The 18,974-nt window shown below is 68.1% G+C and carries 16 protein-coding genes and 3 pseudogenes; 14 read left to right on the top strand and 5 right to left on the bottom strand.

Annotation, left to right across the window (positions count from 1 at the left end; genetic code table 11):
• Positions 1–176 precede the first annotated feature (176 nt).
• Positions 177–827, top strand: coding sequence for an HAD family hydrolase (locus ABZV91_RS25485; RefSeq protein WP_355246497.1), 651 nt, complete (start codon positions 177–179; stop codon positions 825–827).
• Here ABZV91_RS25485 and ABZV91_RS25480 read toward each other — a convergent pair.
• Complete coding sequence (locus tag ABZV91_RS25480) at positions 824–2,101, bottom strand: hypothetical protein (RefSeq protein ID WP_355246494.1); 1,278 nt, start codon at positions 2,099–2,101, stop codon at positions 824–826. The genes ABZV91_RS25485 and ABZV91_RS25480 overlap by 4 nt on opposite strands.
• A gap of 417 nt (positions 2,102–2,518) precedes the next feature.
• On the opposite strand from ABZV91_RS25480, the pseudogene ABZV91_RS25475 reads away from it, so the two are divergent.
• The 5 genes and pseudogenes from ABZV91_RS25475 to ABZV91_RS25455 form a co-directional block, all read left to right on the top strand.
• Positions 2,519–2,821: pseudogene (locus ABZV91_RS25475) on the top strand (SAM-dependent methyltransferase); the annotation flags it as partial.
• Between the two features lie 109 nt (positions 2,822–2,930).
• A complete protein-coding gene (locus ABZV91_RS25470) occupies positions 2,931–3,788 on the top strand; it encodes a hypothetical protein (RefSeq protein ID WP_355246491.1) in 858 nt (285 codons plus the stop codon).
• A 76-nt stretch (positions 3,789–3,864) separates the two neighbouring features.
• A complete protein-coding gene (locus ABZV91_RS25465; RefSeq protein ID WP_355246488.1) occupies positions 3,865–3,987 on the top strand; it encodes a hypothetical protein in 123 nt (40 codons plus the stop codon).
• Between the two features lie 106 nt (positions 3,988–4,093).
• On the top strand, positions 4,094–4,594 hold the full coding sequence (locus ABZV91_RS25460) for a hypothetical protein (RefSeq protein WP_355246485.1): 501 nt from the start codon (positions 4,094–4,096) through the stop codon (positions 4,592–4,594).
• 74 nt (positions 4,595–4,668) lie between these two features.
• Positions 4,669–5,613: a hypothetical protein gene (locus ABZV91_RS25455; protein ID WP_355246482.1), complete on the top strand. Its 945-nt coding sequence runs from the start codon at positions 4,669–4,671 to the stop codon at positions 5,611–5,613.
• 145 nt (positions 5,614–5,758) lie between these two features.
• On the opposite strand, the gene ABZV91_RS25450 is transcribed toward ABZV91_RS25455, so the two are convergent.
• A complete protein-coding gene (locus ABZV91_RS25450; RefSeq protein ID WP_355246479.1) occupies positions 5,759–6,424 on the bottom strand; it encodes a FadR/GntR family transcriptional regulator in 666 nt (221 codons plus the stop codon).
• Between the two features lie 131 nt (positions 6,425–6,555).
• Here ABZV91_RS25450 and ABZV91_RS25445 point away from each other — a divergent pair, with 131 nt between their 5' ends.
• The 7 genes from ABZV91_RS25445 to ABZV91_RS25415 all read left to right on the top strand — a co-directional run bounded on the left by ABZV91_RS25445 (position 6,556) and on the right by ABZV91_RS25415 (position 14,807).
• Positions 6,556–7,752, top strand: a complete 1,197-nt coding sequence (locus ABZV91_RS25445) for an MFS transporter (RefSeq protein WP_355246515.1) — start codon at positions 6,556–6,558, stop codon at positions 7,750–7,752.
• Positions 7,753–7,806: 54 nt separating this feature from the next.
• The gene (locus tag ABZV91_RS25440; protein WP_355246476.1) at positions 7,807–7,929 is read left to right on the top strand and encodes a hypothetical protein; all 123 of its coding nucleotides are present in this window, start codon (positions 7,807–7,809) and stop codon (positions 7,927–7,929) included.
• Between the two features lie 147 nt (positions 7,930–8,076).
• Positions 8,077–9,549, top strand: a complete 1,473-nt coding sequence (locus ABZV91_RS25435; RefSeq protein WP_355246512.1) for a nitrate/nitrite transporter — start codon at positions 8,077–8,079, stop codon at positions 9,547–9,549.
• A gap of 24 nt (positions 9,550–9,573) precedes the next feature.
• Positions 9,574–12,102, top strand: a complete 2,529-nt coding sequence (gene nirB, locus ABZV91_RS25430) for a nitrite reductase large subunit NirB (RefSeq protein WP_355246473.1) — start codon at positions 9,574–9,576, stop codon at positions 12,100–12,102.
• Positions 12,103–12,328: 226 nt separating this feature from the next.
• A complete protein-coding gene (gene nirD / locus ABZV91_RS25425; protein WP_355246470.1) occupies positions 12,329–12,727 on the top strand; it encodes a nitrite reductase small subunit NirD in 399 nt (132 codons plus the stop codon).
• Complete coding sequence (locus ABZV91_RS25420) at positions 12,724–13,944, top strand: uroporphyrinogen-III synthase (protein WP_355246468.1); 1,221 nt, start codon at positions 12,724–12,726, stop codon at positions 13,942–13,944. Before nirD ends, ABZV91_RS25420 begins: the two co-directional genes overlap by 4 nt.
• Positions 13,945–14,006: 62 nt before the next feature.
• Entirely contained in the window at positions 14,007–14,807 is an 801-nt protein-coding gene (locus tag ABZV91_RS25415; RefSeq protein ID WP_355246509.1) for a CbiX/SirB N-terminal domain-containing protein, read from the top strand.
• 73 nt (positions 14,808–14,880) lie between these two features.
• Here the strand turns inward: ABZV91_RS25415 and ABZV91_RS25410 are convergent.
• Both ABZV91_RS25410 and ABZV91_RS25405 read right to left on the bottom strand, forming a co-directional pair.
• Positions 14,881–15,051: pseudogene (locus ABZV91_RS25410) on the bottom strand (DUF6886 family protein); the annotation flags it as partial.
• Between the two features lie 95 nt (positions 15,052–15,146).
• The gene (locus ABZV91_RS25405) at positions 15,147–15,851 is read right to left on the bottom strand and encodes a hypothetical protein (protein WP_355246465.1); all 705 of its coding nucleotides are present in this window, start codon (positions 15,849–15,851) and stop codon (positions 15,147–15,149) included.
• Positions 15,852–16,413: 562 nt separating this feature from the next.
• Between ABZV91_RS25405 and ABZV91_RS25400 the strand changes: the two are divergent.
• A pseudogene (locus ABZV91_RS25400) lies at positions 16,414–16,935 on the top strand (nitrate reductase subunit alpha); the annotation flags it as partial.
• 137 nt (positions 16,936–17,072) lie between these two features.
• Here ABZV91_RS25400 and ABZV91_RS25395 read toward each other — a convergent pair.
• The gene (locus ABZV91_RS25395) at positions 17,073–18,863 is read right to left on the bottom strand and encodes an NTP transferase domain-containing protein (protein WP_355246462.1); all 1,791 of its coding nucleotides are present in this window, start codon (positions 18,861–18,863) and stop codon (positions 17,073–17,075) included.
• Positions 18,864–18,974: the final 111 nt, after the last annotated feature.

Raw genomic sequence — 18,974 nt, 5'->3', positions numbered from 1 at the left:
CCGACCACCACGAGGCCATGGTCTATATCGCCACCATCATGACCATGTCACGCCGACTCGCCCGAGCATGACCGAGTTCCCGGACGCCCACTAAGTAACTCCGACCCCGAACTAGGATTGGCAATGCTTCGACATGCCAGCGCATGTAGTGCAGGTGTGGATATGGGAGGAAGACAGTGACACTACGGGCAGTCGTTTTCGATGTAGGCGAAACCCTCGTCGATGAGACCCGTGAATACGGCACGTGGGCGGACTGGCTGGGTGTGCCGCGCCACACCTTCGCTGCTGCGTTCGGCGCCGTGATCGCCACCGGGCTCGACTACCGCGAGACATTTCAGATCTTCCGGCCGGGATTCGACCTCGACCGCGAGCGGCAGGCGCGTGTGGACGCGGGGAAGCCGGAGTGGTTCGGTGAAGACGATTTGTATCCCGATGTCCGCCCTGCTCTGTCGCGGCTCCGGGATATGGGAGCGTGGGTCGGCATAGTCGGCAATCAGACCAAGCGTGCTGGTGGGTTGCTGCGGGGACTGGACCTTCCCGCCGACTTCATCGCGACATCCGATGACTGGGGTGTGCAGAAACCCGATACGGCCTTCTTCGACAAGGTGATCGAGGTCGCGGTGTGCGCGGCGGATGAGATTGTTTATGTCGGAGATCGAATTGACAACGACATCACCCCGGCGAAGAAGGTGGGTATGCGCACCGCCTACATTCGGCGCGGCCCGTGGGGGTGGATCCATCGCAACAGAAAAGATGTTGCTGAACTATCGGACTGGGTCATCGATGACCTCACCGAGCTCTCGGGCATCGTTGCTGGCTCTCGCTAGCGAACGATCGAGTTGACGGTTGTGTGCCAGTCATACAACCGCTCGTCCAGCGCGCGGACCTCGGGCAGCGAATCCCATTTCCGTAGCTTCTGCCGCACTGATTTGACCCGGTCGAGAGCGGTCGCATACCAGTGTTCTCCAAGGATATCCAGCGCCTTCCTCAGGTATCCGCACGCCTGCTCAGGCGCCTTCTCCAGCACACACGCGGCTGCTGCGTCCGCCAGATAGATCGACTGCTGCTTTTTGGATTCTGTAGGCAACTCGTCCAAAACCCGCTCGAGTGTCGCCAGCGCTTGACGGCCGTCGCCAGCGGTGATCAAGGTGTTTGCCTTGAACCCTGCCAGACGCGTCGGGGAGAACCAGTCCATCCATGCAGGCGACGGAGCTTGCACGGGGTCATGAAGACCGTAGCTCTCTTCGGCGTGTTCGAGAATACGCACCGCTTGGCGCACATTTCCGAAACGCGTTTCGACCTCGGCTTCAACAGCATCCAGCCATGCGGTCACTTCATGATTACCGTGGCCTTTGCGGGCGAACGCCCGTGCCGCACGAATGCGCTCCCGCGCTTCTTCTGCTCTACCCACGTCACCCGAGAACGCCGGAATGAACGCCATGTGCGCGAGCACCGCCGCGCCGAGTAGGGCATCACCGGCCTCATGTGCTGCTTGCAACGCGAGCACAAAGCTGGATTGTGCATCTTCGGGTTGCTGAAGGTCGAAGAACTCCAACCGGCCAGAAAGCAGGCTGGATTCCGAAACAGACTGCGCCAGAGATATTTTCGAGACCCGTTCCGCATGGTTGATCAGCTCTTCTCCCAGACGTGCATGGTTGGAAACCGATCGCTGTAGCTGGCTCGCCGGCAGTGACCAATACAAGTGCCTATGCGCGACTGTAATTGCCCTGTACTCGTGGGCGACGCTCGCCGGCAGGGCGGCAGCTGGGCCGACCCGACGGTATCTCATCGTTGGACCGAATTCATCGCCAATCTCGTTCGTCCTCACCCCGACTGCCGCTGTCACCTCATCGGACCACGGTGGAACGAATCCGAGCTCGGTCACAGGGCGTTTGAACAGTGCTTCCAGCGCAGCGGCATATTCCGGGTTGGGCCATGGGGGCTCCGACGACTCCCAGCGCCGCACCGTGCGGCTCGCGACCTCGATCCTCAGCCCGATCTCGCGCGCAACGGCAGTGAGTGCATCTGCCAGTGCAGCCTGCGATCGATATCCCAGAGCCTGCCGCGCCGCTCGAAGCGCAGCGTTTCCTGTGTTCCCCATAGGAGCAATCATAGTCCGCTATTTGGCCGAGCCGGGCGCGATACGTAGGCATGCGGCCTCACGGTGTCCTCTTGTTTGTCCTTTTTATGGCCCCGATGGCGGGCCATTCTGACTACACGGCGGATATCGATCCGCGTGCGGACACAAGGCCGGGTTGATCTTCTGCCCAGCCGAACGTGAGAGGGACCAGATGATGCGGACCATCAATCAGCTCTGCGGCGAAACTCACCTCGTTGGAGCCCAACTGCCGCCACCAATTCAGTCCAGTGTCATTGCGGCCGACACGTTACCGGCCGAAATTCGCAAGTACGGGTGGAGAGTTCCCTTCTCCTCCTCGACACCGATCCGCAGGCACTACTTGCGGCAGGGACTCATCCCGGTCTGGTCGCGACGCGCGCTCTCTACCCAGGTTGGCCGATGAGAGCCTGCACACCCGCCCTGCAGATGGGTCCCACCTCCCCGATCAGTGCGGATACCCCCCGGCCCAGTATCGCTCGGGTGCACGACTACAGCCTTGGTGGGAAAGACAACTACGAGGCCGATCGCGCGGCATTCGCGGGGGTACTCGAGGTCGCTCCCGGTCAGTGTGAGGTGTCGCGGATGAATCGGCGTGGGCGACACCGCGTGGTCCGGTATCTGGCCGGGCCCGCGAGTGTGGATCAGTTTCTTGATATCGGGGCCGGGTTGCCGACGGTAGGCAACACTCACGAGGTCGCGCAGTTCGAGAACCGTGGGGCGAGGGTGGTTTATATCGACAGCGACCCGCAGCACCGGCATCGATCACACCCGCTACAGGCAGGCATCCAAGGACAGCCTCGACGCCATCGCCATGCACACAATCGTCGAAGAACTCGCCGCCCCGCTGATCAACTCCTTCTGCGAGTCCGGGGCCGCGGACCTGGTCACCGACTACGCCCGACCGCTCGTGGTTGCTGTCCTCAACCAGATGATGGGCTGCCCACCCGAAATCGGGGCACGGATCACCGCCGGGATGGCCGCACGTTTCGACACCGTCCACACAGCCGAAGCCATGACGCAGTTGCGGACCGCGCTCACGGAACTGATCGAACTCAAACGAGACCGGCCGGGCGACGACGCCACCTCCCGGCTGCTCGCCCACCCCCACGGTCTCGACCACGCCGAAGTGCTCGCCCAGCTGATGACCTTCTACGGCGCGGGTGGGGAAGCGCAACCGAACCTGATCACCAACACCCTGTTGCTGATGATGACCGACGAACGATTCGGTGGCGGACTTCTCGGCGGGAGCCTGTCGACCCGGGACGCCCTCGATGAGGTGTTGTTCCACGACCCCCCGATGGCGAATTTCTGCACCACCTACCCCCGCACCCCCATCCTTGTGGGCCAGACCTGGCTGCCCGCGCATCAGCCCGTGCTGATCAGCCTCGCCGCCGCCAACACCGACCCCACCGTCACCGCCGGTGACCTCACAGGCAACCGCTCCCACCTGGCCTGGAGCGCCGGACCCCACGCGTGCCCGGCCCGTTCCACCGGGCCCTGGCCGCACTACCGGTCGCCTTCGGCCCGACCCCGCCGGTGTCTGGCCCCGATACGACACCGCGGCCACGGAGGTGATCGTGAGTTCCCTGGCGGTCCACCAACTCATCACCCCCGCCCACACCCGCCCCCGGACCGAGCCCGTCGGTGCACAAACCGGCTCCCGCCCTGAGGCCGCAACCCCGCCGGTGTCCGGCCGGCTCGACGACTGCACCGCCGAACCGAGATTCGACTCCCTGGAAGAGGCCATGCGAACACGCGCAACACACACCGGCCACCAACCACTGTGCCATCAGTACCTGGCAGCGATCGCCTACCTCAGCGGCCTGTCCGACGACGCCGACCACGACTACAACCCATCCTGGAGATGACAACTCCCGCGATCGCGGGTTACGCGGGCAACGGACGGCTTCGCTGCGGGACAATCCCCCAGGTGAAACGAACGCAGAAACAAACGACAGACTGGAGGCATCTTTCGTGGACAACGACGACCAGATCGGGTTCGCACTCGACTTCGACGACAAAACCCGCGCATGGCTGGACTGGGTCGCACCCGAACACATGCAGACCCGGATCCAGACATTCCTCGCCGTGGCCGTGCCGGACCTGCCCCCAGACGCCGAATGGTGGCAGAAACCACACTCGACCCGGATCATGAAAGCCGCGATACCGTTGTTCGGCGACTGGGCAGGATTCACCGCACCGCAAAACCGAGATCTCGCCGACGGCTACATCCGATTCCAAGGCGAATGCTACGTCCGGCGTGCTGGATACGGGTGGATGAATGTCCCGGAATGGGGCCCGCCCCTCTACACCGACATCGGTCCGTCCGTGCGCTGCGGTGACGACCGGCTCTCCGATATCTCGATGGTGTCGATCGCCAAGCATCTGTTCCGAGAAGACAGCGGCCCCGAGATCATCGAGTACAGCATCGCCGAGGCCGCCCGCCGCGCACGCAGCACCCGCACCGCCACCTGACACCCGATACGACCTGTTCCGCATCACTTTTCGCCTGCACACCTTCAGCGTGCAACCCGGGGGTGGGTACCGCCGTGCCCGACGAATACGACGCCATCCGAAAGCGACTGACCCGCTATGAACGCGGCCTGTACTTCGAACTCGGCCGCGCGCGGGAACGCGGGGAAACCCGAGACAATGGATGGGTACCACAGTTCGAGATCAAAACCAGTGAAGGTACACGCATCCTGGACTCGGCGCGCACCGACGGACGTGGCACCGAAGGCGTCGAGCGCAAATCAGGCCGCGTCAACGAACGCGACACCTATTTTCAGCTGTTCAAAGAGCGCGCAGCACTCGAATCCGGACAGCTGACCCGCTCCCGGTGGGAAACCGTGGTCGGCGAAAAGATCCCGGACAAAGTCCGAAGGCAACTCGAAGGACTGGCCCGCGATTTCCCTGGCCGCTTCCACCACGAAGTCGTATCGCGCGCCGACGCCCTCCGCGCAATACAGCTGGGCCGATCACTGGCCAGCAAACAACTCGAACTCATACGGCCCTACGAACTCGACCGCGCCGACCGCGCACGCAAACGACTGGACAAAATCAGGGAAACCGTCCGGGTGCGCGACACCGCTATCGAACGTGACTCACCCACGCGGGAAACAGCACAACGGCAGACACGGGAACTCGCAGAGTCCGCAGACCATGCGCTAACCATAGAACGGGCCGATGCCGCCGCCCGGGAGCAACGCGAGGCCGCCGAGCAGACCCGTGCGCGAAAAGCAGCCGAGGCGGCGGCGCGGCGGCAACAGCAAGAAGCCGCGCAGCGGGTCGCAGAAGCAGCACGTAAAGACCGCGAAGCTGCCCGGAACGGAAACAACCCACCCATGACCGGGCGTGAGGCCGCCGACATCCTGATCGTGAACCGCCCGACACCAGGACTACCGCCCCCGCTGCGAGAACCACCCTCGCCGCGACGATCCGCACGCGGTCGGGATGCACGTGAGCGCGATCGTGGTGTCGAGCGTGAGCGGTGACCCGAGATGAGTAGTGAACGGCAAGGAGACCAGAGTCCCCGAGCCCTGCGCCGAACCCATTCGCTACTTACACACAGCACTCGTTGCCGCACTTACCTAGGTCAGGCCGTGGACTCGAATAGATCGAAGAAGGCGCAGGTAATGCCTAGTCGCGGTAGTCGGCCAGCAGAGTGTCGAGGAAACACCGGGTGGTCCGGGCGGCTTTCTCGGCGTCACCGTCGATGATGGCCTGCACCAGTTCGCGATGTTCGGCGGCGTACCAGCTGTCGATACGGTCGGTGCGCGAACGGATCCCGGATTCGATGTAGCCCAGCAACGAGTCGTAGAACTCGATGTACACGGCATTGCCGCTGGCGAGCACGATCGCACGGTGTAGTTGAACATCTGCCTCGATGGCCGCGGCCCGATCCACCCGCCACAGCCGGTTGCGATCGTCGAGTAGCCGGCGCAGGGTGGCGATATCGGTATCGTCGCGCCGGTGCGCGGCCAGCGCGGCGGCGGTGGCCTCGAGTCCGTGGCGTAATTCCAGGACATCGCGTTCGGCGGCTTCGGCGAAATATTTGGTCAGGGTCCCGCCCACTTCGGAGGTGGCGATGACATAGGTACCGGAACCCTGCCGCCGTTCCAGCATGCCGGCATGGACCAGCGCCTGGACGGCCTCGCGTAGGGTGTTGCGGCCGGTGCCGGTGAGTTCGGCCAATTCGGGCTCGGTGGGGATCCGCGTCCCGATCGGCCAGCGTCCCGAGCGGATATCCTCTTTGAGTTGCTCGGTGACCTGGGCGATGAGACTGGTGCGGCGCACGCTTTGCACGGCAACAGAGTACCGCCCATCACAATATTATTGCCCCGGTCATAGGGTCATCCTATGATTTCCGGGTGATTGCTGCGCTGCCCGAGACCACCCAAGCGGCCGATCAACCTCTCGAGCAGCGGAAACGTAAGCTGATCGAGGGCCGCTTACTGGTACTCGCGGCAATAGTCATGTCCGCACTCGTGCTCCGCGTGGCGGTTACCGCGTTCACGCCGCTGGCCGAGGACATCGGGCGTGAGATCGGCTACTCCACCGCCGTCGTCGGCGTCTTCGGAATGATTCCGACCCTCATGTTCTCGGTGACGGGGCTGCTGGCGCCGCTCCTGGCGCGCAGGCTCGGTCTCGAACGGACCGTGCTGCTCGCGATGGCGGCCGCCGGGACCGGCATGCTGGTGCGGGTCCTCGTCTCGGGGACGGTCGAACTGCTGCTGTTCTCCGCGCTCGCGCTCGGCGGTATGGGAATCGGCAATATTGTGGTCCCGCCGCTGGTCAAACGTTATTTCCCGGATCGGCTCGCCACGGTGAGCGCGCTCTACATCACCATGGTGCAGATCGGCACCGTCCTGCCGGCGCTGGTCGCGGTGCCGCTGGCGGAGGCACACGGCTGGCGCGTCTCCCTCGGAGTATGGGCCCTGCTCGGCTTCGCGGCGGCCGTCCCCTGGATCGGGGTGTTGCGCACTCGGCGCGGCCGGGCCACCGCGGACAACACGGCCCTCCCGGACCCGGGCAGCGCACCGTCCCCGCAGGTGTGGCGCTCGCCGCTGGCCTGGGGCATGGCGGCCACCTTCGGTATGACCTCGCTGACCACCTACTCGGTGTTCACCTGGCTGCCGACGATTCTGGCCGACGCCGGCGCCGACGCGGCGTTCGGCGGTTCCATGGTCGCCCTGTTCGCGCTCGTGGGACTGCTCGCCGCCCTCACCGCACCCACGGTGGCCGCCCGGCTCACCAACCCGTATCCGGTGGTGGTGGGGTGTGCCGCCTGTTTCCTCGTGGCCTTCGCCGGGCTGCTCTTCGCGCCCATGAGCGCGCCCGTCCTGTGGGTGGCGATCCTCGGTCTGGGCCCGAGTACTTTCCCGATGACACTCACCCTCATCAATCTGCGCACCCGGACCCCGGCCGGTTCCGCCGCGCTGTCGGGCTTCACCCAGGGGGTCGGTTACGCGCTGGCCTGTGTGGGACCGCTGGTCTTCGGCATGCTGCACACGCTCACCGGCGGATGGGCCGCCCCGTTCGCGCTGCTCTGTGTCGCGGTGCTGGTACTGCTGATCGGCGCCTGGCAGGCGTGTAAACCGCGGATGCTCGAGGACTCGGTCTCCCCGCGCTGAACCGCCCGCCCGGGTCCGGGCACGGCCCATGGTTCGGCGTCGGGAGTCGCGCTGGTGAGCGACGCGGGTCGTGATCGGCCGGTGCCCTCACCGCGCGCCGCCGCGGATATGGGCAGTTCTTCACCGGCGGAAATGTCGATGACACAGCGAATCAACATCGGCGGCCTGCTCACCTGAGCGCCGCGGACCGCGTGAGAAACCGTTGATTCGACGGTCATCTCGGGCAGCATTTCCGCAATACCGGTTTCCTACCGTGGGGTCGAACCACGTTGGGAGGCCCTTGTGAGCACGCAGACCGAAAGCCGCGGCGACGCCCTGTCGGCGATGTTTCGGCGGCCGAAACTGGAGCGCTGGGACGCCGAGGACACCGCGGCCTGGGAAGCAGGCGGTAAGAAGATCGCCACCCGCAATCTGATCTGGTCGGTCGTCGCCGAGCACATCGGATTCTCGATCTGGTCCATCTGGTCGGTCATGGTGCTGTTCATGCCGACCGCGACCTACGGCATCGACGCGGCGGGCAAATTCTTCCTGGTCGCCGTGCCGACACTGGTCGGCGCGATCCTGCGGATCCCGTACACGGTCGCCACGGCCCGGTTCGGTGGTCGCAACTGGACGGTGTTCAGCGCCGCCGCACTACTGGTTCCGGCCGTTCTCACGCTGTACTTCGTGAACCAGCCCGGGACCTCCTACACGACCTTCCTGATCGTCGCGGCGTTCGCCGGTCTGGGCGGCGGGAATTTCGCCTCCTCGATGACCAATATCAATGCCTTCTACCCCCAGCGGCTCAAGGGCTGGGCCCTGGGATTGAACGCGGGTGGCGGCAATATCGGTGTCCCGGTCATCCAGTTGTCCGGACTGCTGGTCATCGCGACCCTCGGTGACGGATACGCCTCGGTCATCTGCGCGGCCTACCTGGTGCTGGTGGTACTCGCCGGACTCGGCGCCGCCCTGTTCATGGACAATCTGCCGAACCAGAAGGCTGATCTGTCCTTCATGCTCACCGCGTTGAAGGTGCCGCAGTCGTGGGCGGTGTCGTTTCTCTACATCGGCACCTTCGGCTCCTTCATCGGCTACAGTTTCGCCTTCGGCCAGATCCTGCAGATCAGCTTTGTCGCCGGGGGCGACACCGCGGCCCAGGCCGCCCTGCACGCGGCGCAGATCGCCTTCATCGGCCCACTGCTCGGGTCGATCGCCCGCCCCTACGGCGGCAAACTCGCCGACCGGATCGGTGGCAGCCGGGTCACCGTGTTCACCTTCGGGGCCATGATGGTCGCGGCGGTCGCGGTGGCGGTGGCCTCGACGGTCGCCGACGGCTCGGGCAGGGGATTCTCCGGTCCGGTGCTCGCCGTGCTGGTGGCCGGTTTCGTGGCGCTGTTCATCCTGTCCGGGCTGGGCAACGGATCGGTCACCAAGATCATCCCGTCGGTTTTCGACGCCAAATCGCGCAGCCTGGACGCCGATCCCGCCGAACGCGCCGCCTGGGCGCAGAACACCTCGGGCGCGCTCATCGGTTTCGTGGGCGCCATCGGCGCCCTCGGCGGCGTCGGCATCAACCTGGTGCTGCGGTCGTCGTACTCCTCGACCCAGTCCGCGACCACCGCTTTCTGGGTGTTCACGGTCTTCTACGTCGCCTGCGCCCTGGTCACCTGGGCGGTGTTCCTGCGCCGACCGGCTGCCCCGGTCCGCGACCGGGAGGTGGTCGCGGCGGCCGAGGCCCTGGTCCGGCAGGCCGAATCCGGTTCCCGCGATGCCCAGCCCACCGAACCCCGGTCCGCCCGGTCGTCGGCGACCCTCTGACCCCGGATCCCCACGGAGGACACCATGAACGCACAGCGCAGAACAGTCGTCGTCGCCGGTCACGGCATGGTCGGGCACCGGTTCGTCGAGGCGGTCCGCGCCCGGGACGAAGCGGGACAGTGGCAGGTCGTCGTTCTCGGTGAGGAGAAGCGGGCCGCCTACGACCGGGTCGGCCTGTCGTCCTACGTCGGCAACTGGGACGCCGCCGCGCTGGCGCTGCCGGGGAACGAGTACGCCGGCGACGACCTGGTGGACCTGCGCCTGGGCCAGCGGGTCGAGGCCATCGACAAGGACGCCCAGAAGGTCACCATCACCTCCGGTGCGGTACTCGACTACGACGCGCTGGTCCTGGCGACCGGTTCCTACCCGTTCGTACCGCCCGTGCCGGGGCACGAACACCGGGAATGTTTCGTCTACCGGACCCTCGAGGATCTGGACGGTATCCGGGCCGCGGCCGACGCGGCCGGACCGGGTGCCCACGGGGTGGTCGTGGGCGGTGGCCTGCTCGGGTTGGAGGCCGCCAACGCGCTGCGCCTGCTCGGGCTGACCCCGCACGTGGTGGAGTACAACGACCGCCTGATGCCGGCCCAGGTCGACGAGGGTGGCGGCGCGATCCTGGAGAAACTGGTCACCGACCTCGGACTGCGCGTGCATACCGGGGTGGGCACCGCCGGGATCGAACGCGACGCGGCCGCCGGCCCCGCCGAACGGTTGCGGGTCACCCTGTCCGACGACACTGTGATCGACGCCGCGCTGGTTGTCTTCTCCGCGGGTGTCCGGCCGCGGGATCAGATCGCCCGCGACGCCGGGCTCGAGGTCGGCCCGCGCGGTGGCGTGATCACCGATCTGGGTCTGGCCACATCCGACCCGAACATCTACGCCATCGGTGAATGCGCCGCGATCGAAGGGGTCTGCTACGGGCTGGTGGCGCCCGGCTACACCACCGCCGAGATCGTGGCCGACCGGCTGCTGGGCGGTGCCGGTGAGTTCCCCGGCGCCGATATGTCCACCAAGCTCAAACTGCTCGGGGTGGATGTGGCGAGCTTCGGTGACGCGCACGGCGCCACCGAGGGCGCGCTGTCGGTGGTGCTGCACGACGCCGCCCGAGGCACCTACGCGAAGCTGGTGATCTCCGATGACGCGCAGACCCTGCTGGGCGGCATCCTGGTCGGCGATGCCACCCAGTACGCCGCGCTGCGCCCGCTGGTGGGCCGGCCGCTGCCGGCCGAACCGGCCGCCCTCATCTCCCCGGCCGGGGCGGAACTGGGCGCCGACGCGCTGCCCGACGAAGCCCAGATCTGCTCCTGCAACGATGTGAGCAAGGGCGCGATCTGCGGCGCCATCGCCGAGGGCGCCTGCGATATTCCGGCCATCAAGGCCTGCACCAAGGCCGGCACCTCCTGCGGCGGTTGTGTGCCGATGATCAAGAAGGTGCTCGAACAGTCCGGCGTGGAGATGTCCAAGGCGCTGTGCGAGCACTTCGAGCAGTCGCGCGCGGAACTGTTCCAGATCGTGCAGGCCACCGGTATCCGTACCTTTTCGGAGCTCATCGCCCGGCACGGCCGGGGGACCGGCTGCAATATCTGCAAACCGACGGTCGCCTCGATCCTGGCCTCCACCTCCAGCGATCACATCCTGGAGGGCGAACAGGCGGCGCTGCAGGACACCAACGACCACTTCCTGGCCAATATGCAGAAGAACGGCACCTACTCGGTGGTGCCGCGGATGCCGGGCGGCGAGGTCACCCCGGAACAGCTGATCGTGATCGGCGAGGTCGCCAAGGAGTTCGGTCTCTACACCAAGATCACCGGCGGGCAGCGGATCGACCTGTTCGGCGCGCGGGTGGAACAGCTGCCGCTCATCTGGAAGCGCCTGGTGGACGCCGGTATGGAATCGGGCCACGCGTACGGTAAATCGTTGCGCACGGTGAAGAGTTGCGTCGGTTCCACCTGGTGCCGGTACGGCCAGCAGGACTCGGTCGGTATGGCCGTGTTGCTGGAGAAGCGATACCGCGGCCTGCGATCGCCGCACAAACTGAAGCTGGCCGTATCCGGGTGCGCCCGGGAATGCGCCGAGGCGCGCGGTAAGGATGTGGGCGTCATCGCCACCGAGAACGGGTGGAACCTCTATGTCGGCGGTAACGGCGGCCTGACCCCCAAACACGCGGTACTGCTCGCGGGCGACCTCGACGACGCGACCCTCATCACCTATATCGACCGCTACCTGATGTTCTACATCCGCACCGCGGACCGGCTGCAGCGCACCGCGCCGTGGCAGGAGGACCTCGGTATCGACTACGTGCGCGAGGTGGTGTGCGAGGACAGCCTCGGTATCGCCGCCGACCTGGAGCAGGCGATGGCCGCCCATGTGTCCGGTTACCGCGACGAATGGGCCGCGGTCCTGGACGACGAGGAGAAGCTCTCGCGATTCGTCTCGTTCGTCAACGCCCCCGCCGAGGCCGATCCGACCATCGCCTTCGACGACAGCGGCGAACGCAAGGTCCCGGTGCTGCTCGGCCTGCCCGGGATGCCCGGAGGAGGCAGCGCAGTGTAACCACGGAGGGCGTGCCGGGTGGGCCGAGAGGAGACCGTCTGCCCGGGATGCCCGGAGGAGGCAGCGGAGTGTTACCACGGAGGGCGTGCCGGGTGGGCCGAGACCCACCGGGCACCACCGCGATCAGGGCGGTAGCACCCGTCGCTACGAGCGGGAAATGACGGCTTAACCGTCAGGAAACAGGCCGCCGGTACCAATGGGTAACGGCGTGTGGAGGAGAACACCGATGACCGTTATCGATACCCCAGTAGTTGTTCCGGCCACGACCGGGTGGACCCGGGCGTGCCCGCTCGACTACCTGATCCCCGGCCGCGGTGTGGCGGTGCTGCTGCCCGGCGGCGCCCAGGCGGCCCTCTTCCTGCTGCCCGAGGGCACGTTGTACGCGGTCGGCAATATCGACCCGTTCGGCCGGGCGGCGGTGATGTCGCGCGGTATCGTCGGCGACCGCGGCGGTGAGCCGGTGGTCGCGTCGCCGCTGCTGAAGCAAGCCTTCTCCCTGGTCGACGGCCGGTGCCTGGACGACGCCGGCACGCGGCTACCGGTATATTCCGTGCGCGTGGACGACGGACAGGTGTCGATCTCGGACCGGCCCGTGACGGTGGCCCCGGACGGCTGCCCGGTATGACAGTTCCCGACACGAAGACCGCGCTGGCCGGTTTCACGATCGGTCTCACCGCGGCGCGGCGGGCCGAGGAGTTCGCCACTCTGCTCACCCGCCGGGGTGCGTCGGTCGTATCCGCACCGGCCATCCGGATCATCCCGCTCGCCGACGACACCGAACTGGAACGGGTGACCGGCGAACTGGTCGCCGATCCGCCGCGGATCACGGTGGCCACCACCGGGATCGGTTTCCGCGGTTGGATGGAGGCCGCCGAGGGCTGGGGTCTGGCCGAACAGTTGCGCGCGACGCTGGGCGGCACCCGGATGCTGGCCCGGGGGCCGAAGGCCAAGGGCGCGATCCGGGCGGCCGAACTGCGCGAGGAGTGGTCGCCGGCGTCGGAGTCCTCGGCCGAGGTGCTGGACCATCTGCTCGCCGAAGGTGTCGAGGGCGTGCGGATCGCGGTCCAGTTGCACGGCGCCACCACCGAATGGGAACCGATACCCGACTTCTGCGAAGTCCTGCGATGCGCGGGCGCCGATGTGGTGCCCGTACCGGTGTATCGCTGGGAGCCGCCCGCCGACCGCGGTCCGATGGATCAGCTGATCGAGGCCGTGGTGACCTCCGCGATCGACTGTGTGACCTTCACCAGCGCCCCGGCCGTGGCGTCGATGTTGATGCGTGCCAAGGAGACCGGGGTTCTGGAGGGGGTGTTGCGCGCGCTGCGCAGCCGGGTGCTCGCGGCCTGCGTCGGCCCCATCACCGCCGCCCCGCTGGAGGAACTCGGCGTGCCCACCACGATGCCCGGCCGCGCCAGGCTGGGCGCCCTGGCCCGTCATGTCGCCGAGGAACTTCCGCGCCGGGCCGGCCGGATCAACGCCGCCGGCCACACCATCAGCGTGCGCGGGGCGTGCGTGGTGGTGGACGGCACGGTGAAACAGCTCGCCCCCGCACCCATGGCGCTGATGCGCTCGCTGGCCCGCCAACCGGGGCGGGTCGTCTCCCGTGAGGACCTGCTGGCGGCGCTGCCCGGCGGCGGCGACGATACCCACGCGGTGGAGACGGCGATCGCGCGGCTGCGGGCGGGGCTGGGTACCCCCAAGGCGATCCAGACCGTGGTCAAACGTGGCTACCGGCTGGCCATGGATCCTGCCGAATGCACCGACAACAACGCCGGTACGGCGCTTCCGGTGGCGGTCCCGGCGCGCACCGCGCGCTATGTCCGGACGGTGGTGCCGGGGTGAGGCGGCCGCCGCCCGCACTGGTGCTGGTCGCGCACGGTACCCGCAGTGCCAGGGGCGTGCAGATGATCGCCGCGCTGGCCGAAGCGGTCGGGCACGAATTGGATCGGCGGCACGGCCGGTGCGGCCACTCCGCCGTGTCCGGTACCGCCGGCCGTCGTGCCATCGCACCCGGCTACCCGAACTGTGGTTGTACACCCGAGCCGGTGGCGGAACCGGTTGCGGACGACTGCGCGGACCCGGCCGTGCGGACGGCGTTCGTCGATGTGCTCGGACCGTCGCCCGCGGAGGTGTTGCGCGATCTGGCCACCCGGGCCGTTGTGGCCGGCGATTGCGTTCCGGCCGTGGTGGTTCCGGCTTTTCTGGCCTCCGGATACCACGTCTACCAGGATGTACCCCGTGAGGTGACCGACAGCGGCCATCCCGCGGTGACCGTCACCGCCGCGATGGGGCCCGACCCCGCACTGGCCCGCATCATGGCTGTGCGGCTGCGGGCGGCCGGTTGGCGGCCCGGCGACGCCGTGGTCTTCGCGGCCGCGGGTTCCTCGGATGCGCGCGCCCGCGCCGATGTGCGCCGCGCCGCCGCCATGCTCACCGCCCAGCTCGCGACTCCGGTGCGCACGGCCTACGTCGCCACCGGAGCGCCGCGCGTCCCCGAGGTCGTGACGCAGCTCCGGGAGAGCGGACAGGAGCGGGTGTTCATCGCCTCCTATCTGCTCGCGCGCGGGCTCTTCCACGAGCGGCTGCACCAGGCCGGTGCCACCGGGGTGGCCGAGCCGATCGGGGTGCATCCGGCCGTGGTCCGGCTGATCGCGGACCGCTACCGCAGCGCGGCCCGGGACGCGGGTCGAGCACGAGTGCGCTGACGCTGCGTCCGCCTCCCGCGGGGTGTGCCCGGTATCGCGGCCGGCGGGCCCGTCGGCGTGTGTTGCGCAACCGGATACCGCTGAATCCCAGCGTGCTCGCGGTCAGCGCCTGCCGGAACGTCGTCGGCCGGGGCAGTACCCGCAGCTGGATACCGGCTTCCTCGTGCAGCCGCAGGAGGTCGCCGGCCGGTTCCGGAGCGGCGAGTGGTTCGACTGCTCCGGTGGAGTCGTGTGCTCGTCGGATCTTCGGAGAAGCGCAGTACCGCGCCGGGGCCGGGGCGCACGGGAACCGGCCCTGGTGCAGCCGCGCGGTCCGGCCGCGGGTACCGCCGCGCGGGCTCAGACCCGGTACCAGACGAACTGATCCTCGCGGGTCGGGCCGTACCGGTCGATCTGGTCGAACAGCAGGGCGGCCGGTTCCACGACCGCGCTGCGGCCCTGGGCGTCGTCGTAGGCCACCAGGATCCCGACGAACGCGGCGTGCCCGTCGGCGGTCTGACGGTAGACCACCCCACCGGAATCACCGGCCTCGGCGCCGAGCGCGTTGGTGGCGTAGAGCCACTCCTCGTTGGCCTCGGTGATCGATCCGCAACTCCAGCCGGTGGTCGCGCCGATCTTGCAGATCTCCTGCCCCAGCTGCGGTTTCATATCGACCGTGGACAGCCCGAACCGGCCCATGGACGCGGCGACGCCGATCCCGTCGTACAGGCGGATCAATCCGAAACCGAATTTCAGGCCCTCGTCCGGGCGATGGGTCTCGAACCAGCCGATCGGGTTACCGACCTTGTCGGTGACGATTCCCTGGTGGTAGCAGTGGCCGGCGGTCACCGCGTACTGGGCCGAGCCGATGGAACCGGTGAGTCCCACGGTGCAGCGGGTGGTGACCGCCTTACCATCGGCTATCTCCGTGTGCCGGATCTCCATCCCCGGGTACACCGTCACGGCGGGTGCGGCCGCGGTGGGTGCCGCCACCGCGGCGTACCCGGGGATCAGCGCCGTACCGGCCGCGGCGAGCACCGCGCACACCGCCGCGGTGACGGACATGGGACGGCGACTACGCCCCCACCGGAAAACGCTGAACATCGCGTACCTCGAATTGGCTCGAGCGACCGCCGACGCGGTCGGATCGGGCAGTCAGCGTAGACGATCGGGCGCCACGCCGCCGCGACGGCTCTTCCCAGCCCATGGAAGGTCGTATCCGGGTAGTCCGGACGGGAGCCGCCGACCGTGCCGGAATGTGTAAACAAATGTAAATCACTGGAGAAGCGGTGATTTCCGAAATTTCACCGTCGCGGCCCGAACGGCCTTGTCGGTGACCGGTTCCGCGGCCCCCGTCGGTGTTTTCCCAGGAGACCGGCCGCCACCGGGGCGGCGCGCGGCCGCCCGCCGTGACAACCGGATTGCGGTGATCTCACAGCTCACCGACCTGCGCTTTTCGATGTGAGAACGGGGTTTGGCCGGGTCGTGCGGCGTCCTTACAGTCGGTGCATCAGCCCGATCTCACCGCTTGCAGAAAAGGGGCGTCGTGGTCGTCTCACGTACTCCGGGCTCGGCGCACACCACTGCGGAAGGGCGTCCCGGGGCACCGGCCGCCGGGGACGCGCTACTGCGTCTGGGCAAGTACTTCCAGCGTGGCGAGGTCTCCGCGGACCATCGCACGGTGCACAAGGTGGGCGGCCGCGGCGCCGACGAGTTCTACCGTGACCGCTGGTCGCACGACAAGGTGGTGCGCTCCACCCATGGCGTGAACTGCACGGGTTCCTGCTCCTGGAAGATCTACGTGAAGGACGGGGTGATCACCTGGGAGTCCCAGCAGACCGACTATCCGTCGGTCGGCTCGGACAAACCCGAATACGAACCCCGCGGCTGCCCGCGCGGCGCCTCCTTCTCCTGGTACACCTACTCACCGGCCCGGGTCCGATATCCCTATGTCCGGGGCACCCTGCTGGAGTCGTACCGGGAAGCCAAGGCCCGGCTGAAGGACCCGGTCCTGGCCTGGGCGGATCTGGTCGAGGACCCGGAACGCGCCCGCCGGTACAAGTCCGCGCGCGGCAAAGGTGGTTTCGTGCGCGCCGAATGGTGGGAGGCCGCCGAGATCGCGGCCGCGGCCCATGTGCACACCATCAAGTGACGCTGTACGGCCGCACCGACGATGCTGCGGCCGTACAGTTCCCCGTTTCGATACCGGCACCCCGGGCGTCGTGACCCGCGGCGTACCGCCCACGACGGTGGCCGGGATCCACGGATCTCGATCGAACCGGACCACTACACCAGGGGGATGAACTCGACATGGTCGTCGTCGTGGGACCCCGCGGGCACGACGACCAGGCCGTCGCGGTCGATGAGCCCGCCGAGGTGGGCGGTGCGGATCGACGGATCGCCCACCCAGCCGCCGCCGGGCTGTCTCGCGTATCGGGCGGGCACGATCCGCGCCACCGGGCCGGAGATCTCGCCCGCGTTGCGCAGCGGTCCGCGGGCCCGCCGGGGCGCGGGGGCGCCGGTACGGCCGGCGACGATCACGGGTACCAGGGCGAGCAGAGTCGCGATCGCGGCGTAGGGATTGCCGGGTAGGCCGAGAACGGTTGTGGCGGAGTCGAGTTCGGCGACGACGGTGGAACCGCCCGGACGCAGGGCGAGCCGGGAGACCAGGAACCGGGCCCCGCGGCGGTCGAGGGCACCACGTAGCTGATCGGCCGCGCCACCACCGGTGGCCCCGACCACGACCAGGAGATCGCAATCGGCCGCGGTGGCCAGGACCTGGTCGAAACCGTGGGCGGTATCGCGGAGATGCACCCGGTCGAACACCGCGACGCCCTGCGCCGCGAGTAGCTCGGGCAGGATCGGGCCGATCGAATCACGGGTCTGCCCGGCCTGCAGTGGTCCGCTGCTGCGGATCTCGTCACCGGTCATGACGATACGAGCGCGGACCGGGCCGCGGACCGTGGCGGTGGTGACCTCCACGGCCGCGGCGGCCGAGACGAGCGCGGGCGTCACCGCGGTGCCGGCCGGTGCGATCTCGTCGCCGGGAGCGCGATCCTCGCCGCGCCGGCGGATATCGGAGCGCAGCGGGGTCTCCGGGAGCCGGTGCACTATGCGGTCGTCGGTGATCCGGGCGAATTCGTCGCGCAGCACCCGGATGGTGCCCTCCGGGACCTGGGCGCCGGTGGCGATTCGCACCGCTTCGCCCGGGCGCAACCCGTCGGGTCGCTGCCCGCCGGCGAAACCGATATCGGCGCGCAGCTCCCAGGGGCCGCCCCCGGCGACGGCGTACCCGTCCATGGCCGAGACATCGAAGCGGGGCAGCGCCTCGGCGGCGGTGAGCGGTGCGGCCAGTGCGGCCCCGCGCACCGCGTGCAGATCCGCCTCTCGTTCCGGAAGTGGGGACACGCCGGTACGCACCAGCTCCCGGGCCCGCTCGAGTGATACCGCCGCGGCACCGCCCCGGGCAGCGGGCGGCGCGGAACACCCGATGGCCCGGTCGCCGAGGGCGCTGCGGGCGGCGGCGATCTCACCGGGGGTATCGCAGTCGTCGACCCCGGGCAGCGCCACGATATTCGTGCGGCGCGGAACCAGGGCTTTCATCGGCTGGTTGAGCACGCTGTCGAGTTCGGCGAGCCGGGCCGTGAGCGGTTCGGTCCGCCACACACCGATCAGATACTGGGGGCGACCGGAAGGGTCGGCGGCGAACACCGCGTCGAAGTCGGCACTCTGCCGTACCAGTTCACCGATCACCGCGTCGGTGAGGAACGGGAGGTCCGCGGCGAGGACGACGATCCGGGGCGTGGGTTCGGCACCGAGCGCGGCCAGGCCGGCGGCGACCGCCGCGACCGGGCCCGAGCCGGGCTCCGGCTCCCGGGTCTGCACGATATGCGCGGCGAGCTCGGGGCGCGGCGGTCCCACCACCACCGTCCGCCCGAGGGAGGCCACCGCGGCCAGTGCCGTCTCCAGCATGGACCGCCCGCCGACCACGAGGCCCGGTTTGTCGACACCGCCCATACGGCTGGCCCGCCCCCCGGCGAGCACGATCACGTCCGGGGCCAGCGGAGAATTCGGCATACGGTCATGCTATTCGCCGTCTGGGACGATGGTCCGCCGGAGGCGCCGCCGCCGGGCGTTCCGGGCCGGTGGGACGACCGGGCGCGCGGCGCCGGGCCCCGGGCCGCACTA

The sequence above is a fragment of the Nocardia sp. NPDC004568 genome, from assembly GCF_040609955.1.
In the GTDB taxonomy this organism is placed as follows: domain Bacteria; phylum Actinomycetota; class Actinomycetes; order Mycobacteriales; family Mycobacteriaceae; genus Nocardia.
This window is presented reverse-complemented; position numbering and strand designations above follow the sequence as displayed.

Bases quoted from the DNA above. Each gene is read 5' to 3' on its own strand.
- ABZV91_RS25480 (WP_355246494.1), bottom strand. From the start codon at position 2,101: ATGGGGAACACAGGAAACGCTGCGCTTCGAGCGGCGCGGCAGGCTCTG.
- ABZV91_RS25470 (WP_355246491.1), top strand. From the start codon at position 2,931: ATGCACACAATCGTCGAAGAACTCGCCGCCCCGCTGATCAACTCCTTC.
- ABZV91_RS25465 (WP_355246488.1), top strand. From the start codon at position 3,865: ATGCGAACACGCGCAACACACACCGGCCACCAACCACTGTGCCATCAG.
- ABZV91_RS25435 (WP_355246512.1), top strand. From the start codon at position 8,077: ATGTTTCGGCGGCCGAAACTGGAGCGCTGGGACGCCGAGGACACCGCG.
- nirB (WP_355246473.1), top strand. From the start codon at position 9,574: ATGAACGCACAGCGCAGAACAGTCGTCGTCGCCGGTCACGGCATGGTC.
- nirD (WP_355246470.1), top strand. From the start codon at position 12,329: ATGACCGTTATCGATACCCCAGTAGTTGTTCCGGCCACGACCGGGTGG.
- ABZV91_RS25420 (WP_355246468.1), top strand. From the start codon at position 12,724: ATGACAGTTCCCGACACGAAGACCGCGCTGGCCGGTTTCACGATCGGT.
- ABZV91_RS25415 (WP_355246509.1), top strand. From the start codon at position 14,007: ATGATCGCCGCGCTGGCCGAAGCGGTCGGGCACGAATTGGATCGGCGG.
- ABZV91_RS25405 (WP_355246465.1), bottom strand. From the start codon at position 15,851: ATGTCCGTCACCGCGGCGGTGTGCGCGGTGCTCGCCGCGGCCGGTACG.
- ABZV91_RS25395 (WP_355246462.1), bottom strand. From the start codon at position 18,863: ATGCCGAATTCTCCGCTGGCCCCGGACGTGATCGTGCTCGCCGGGGGG.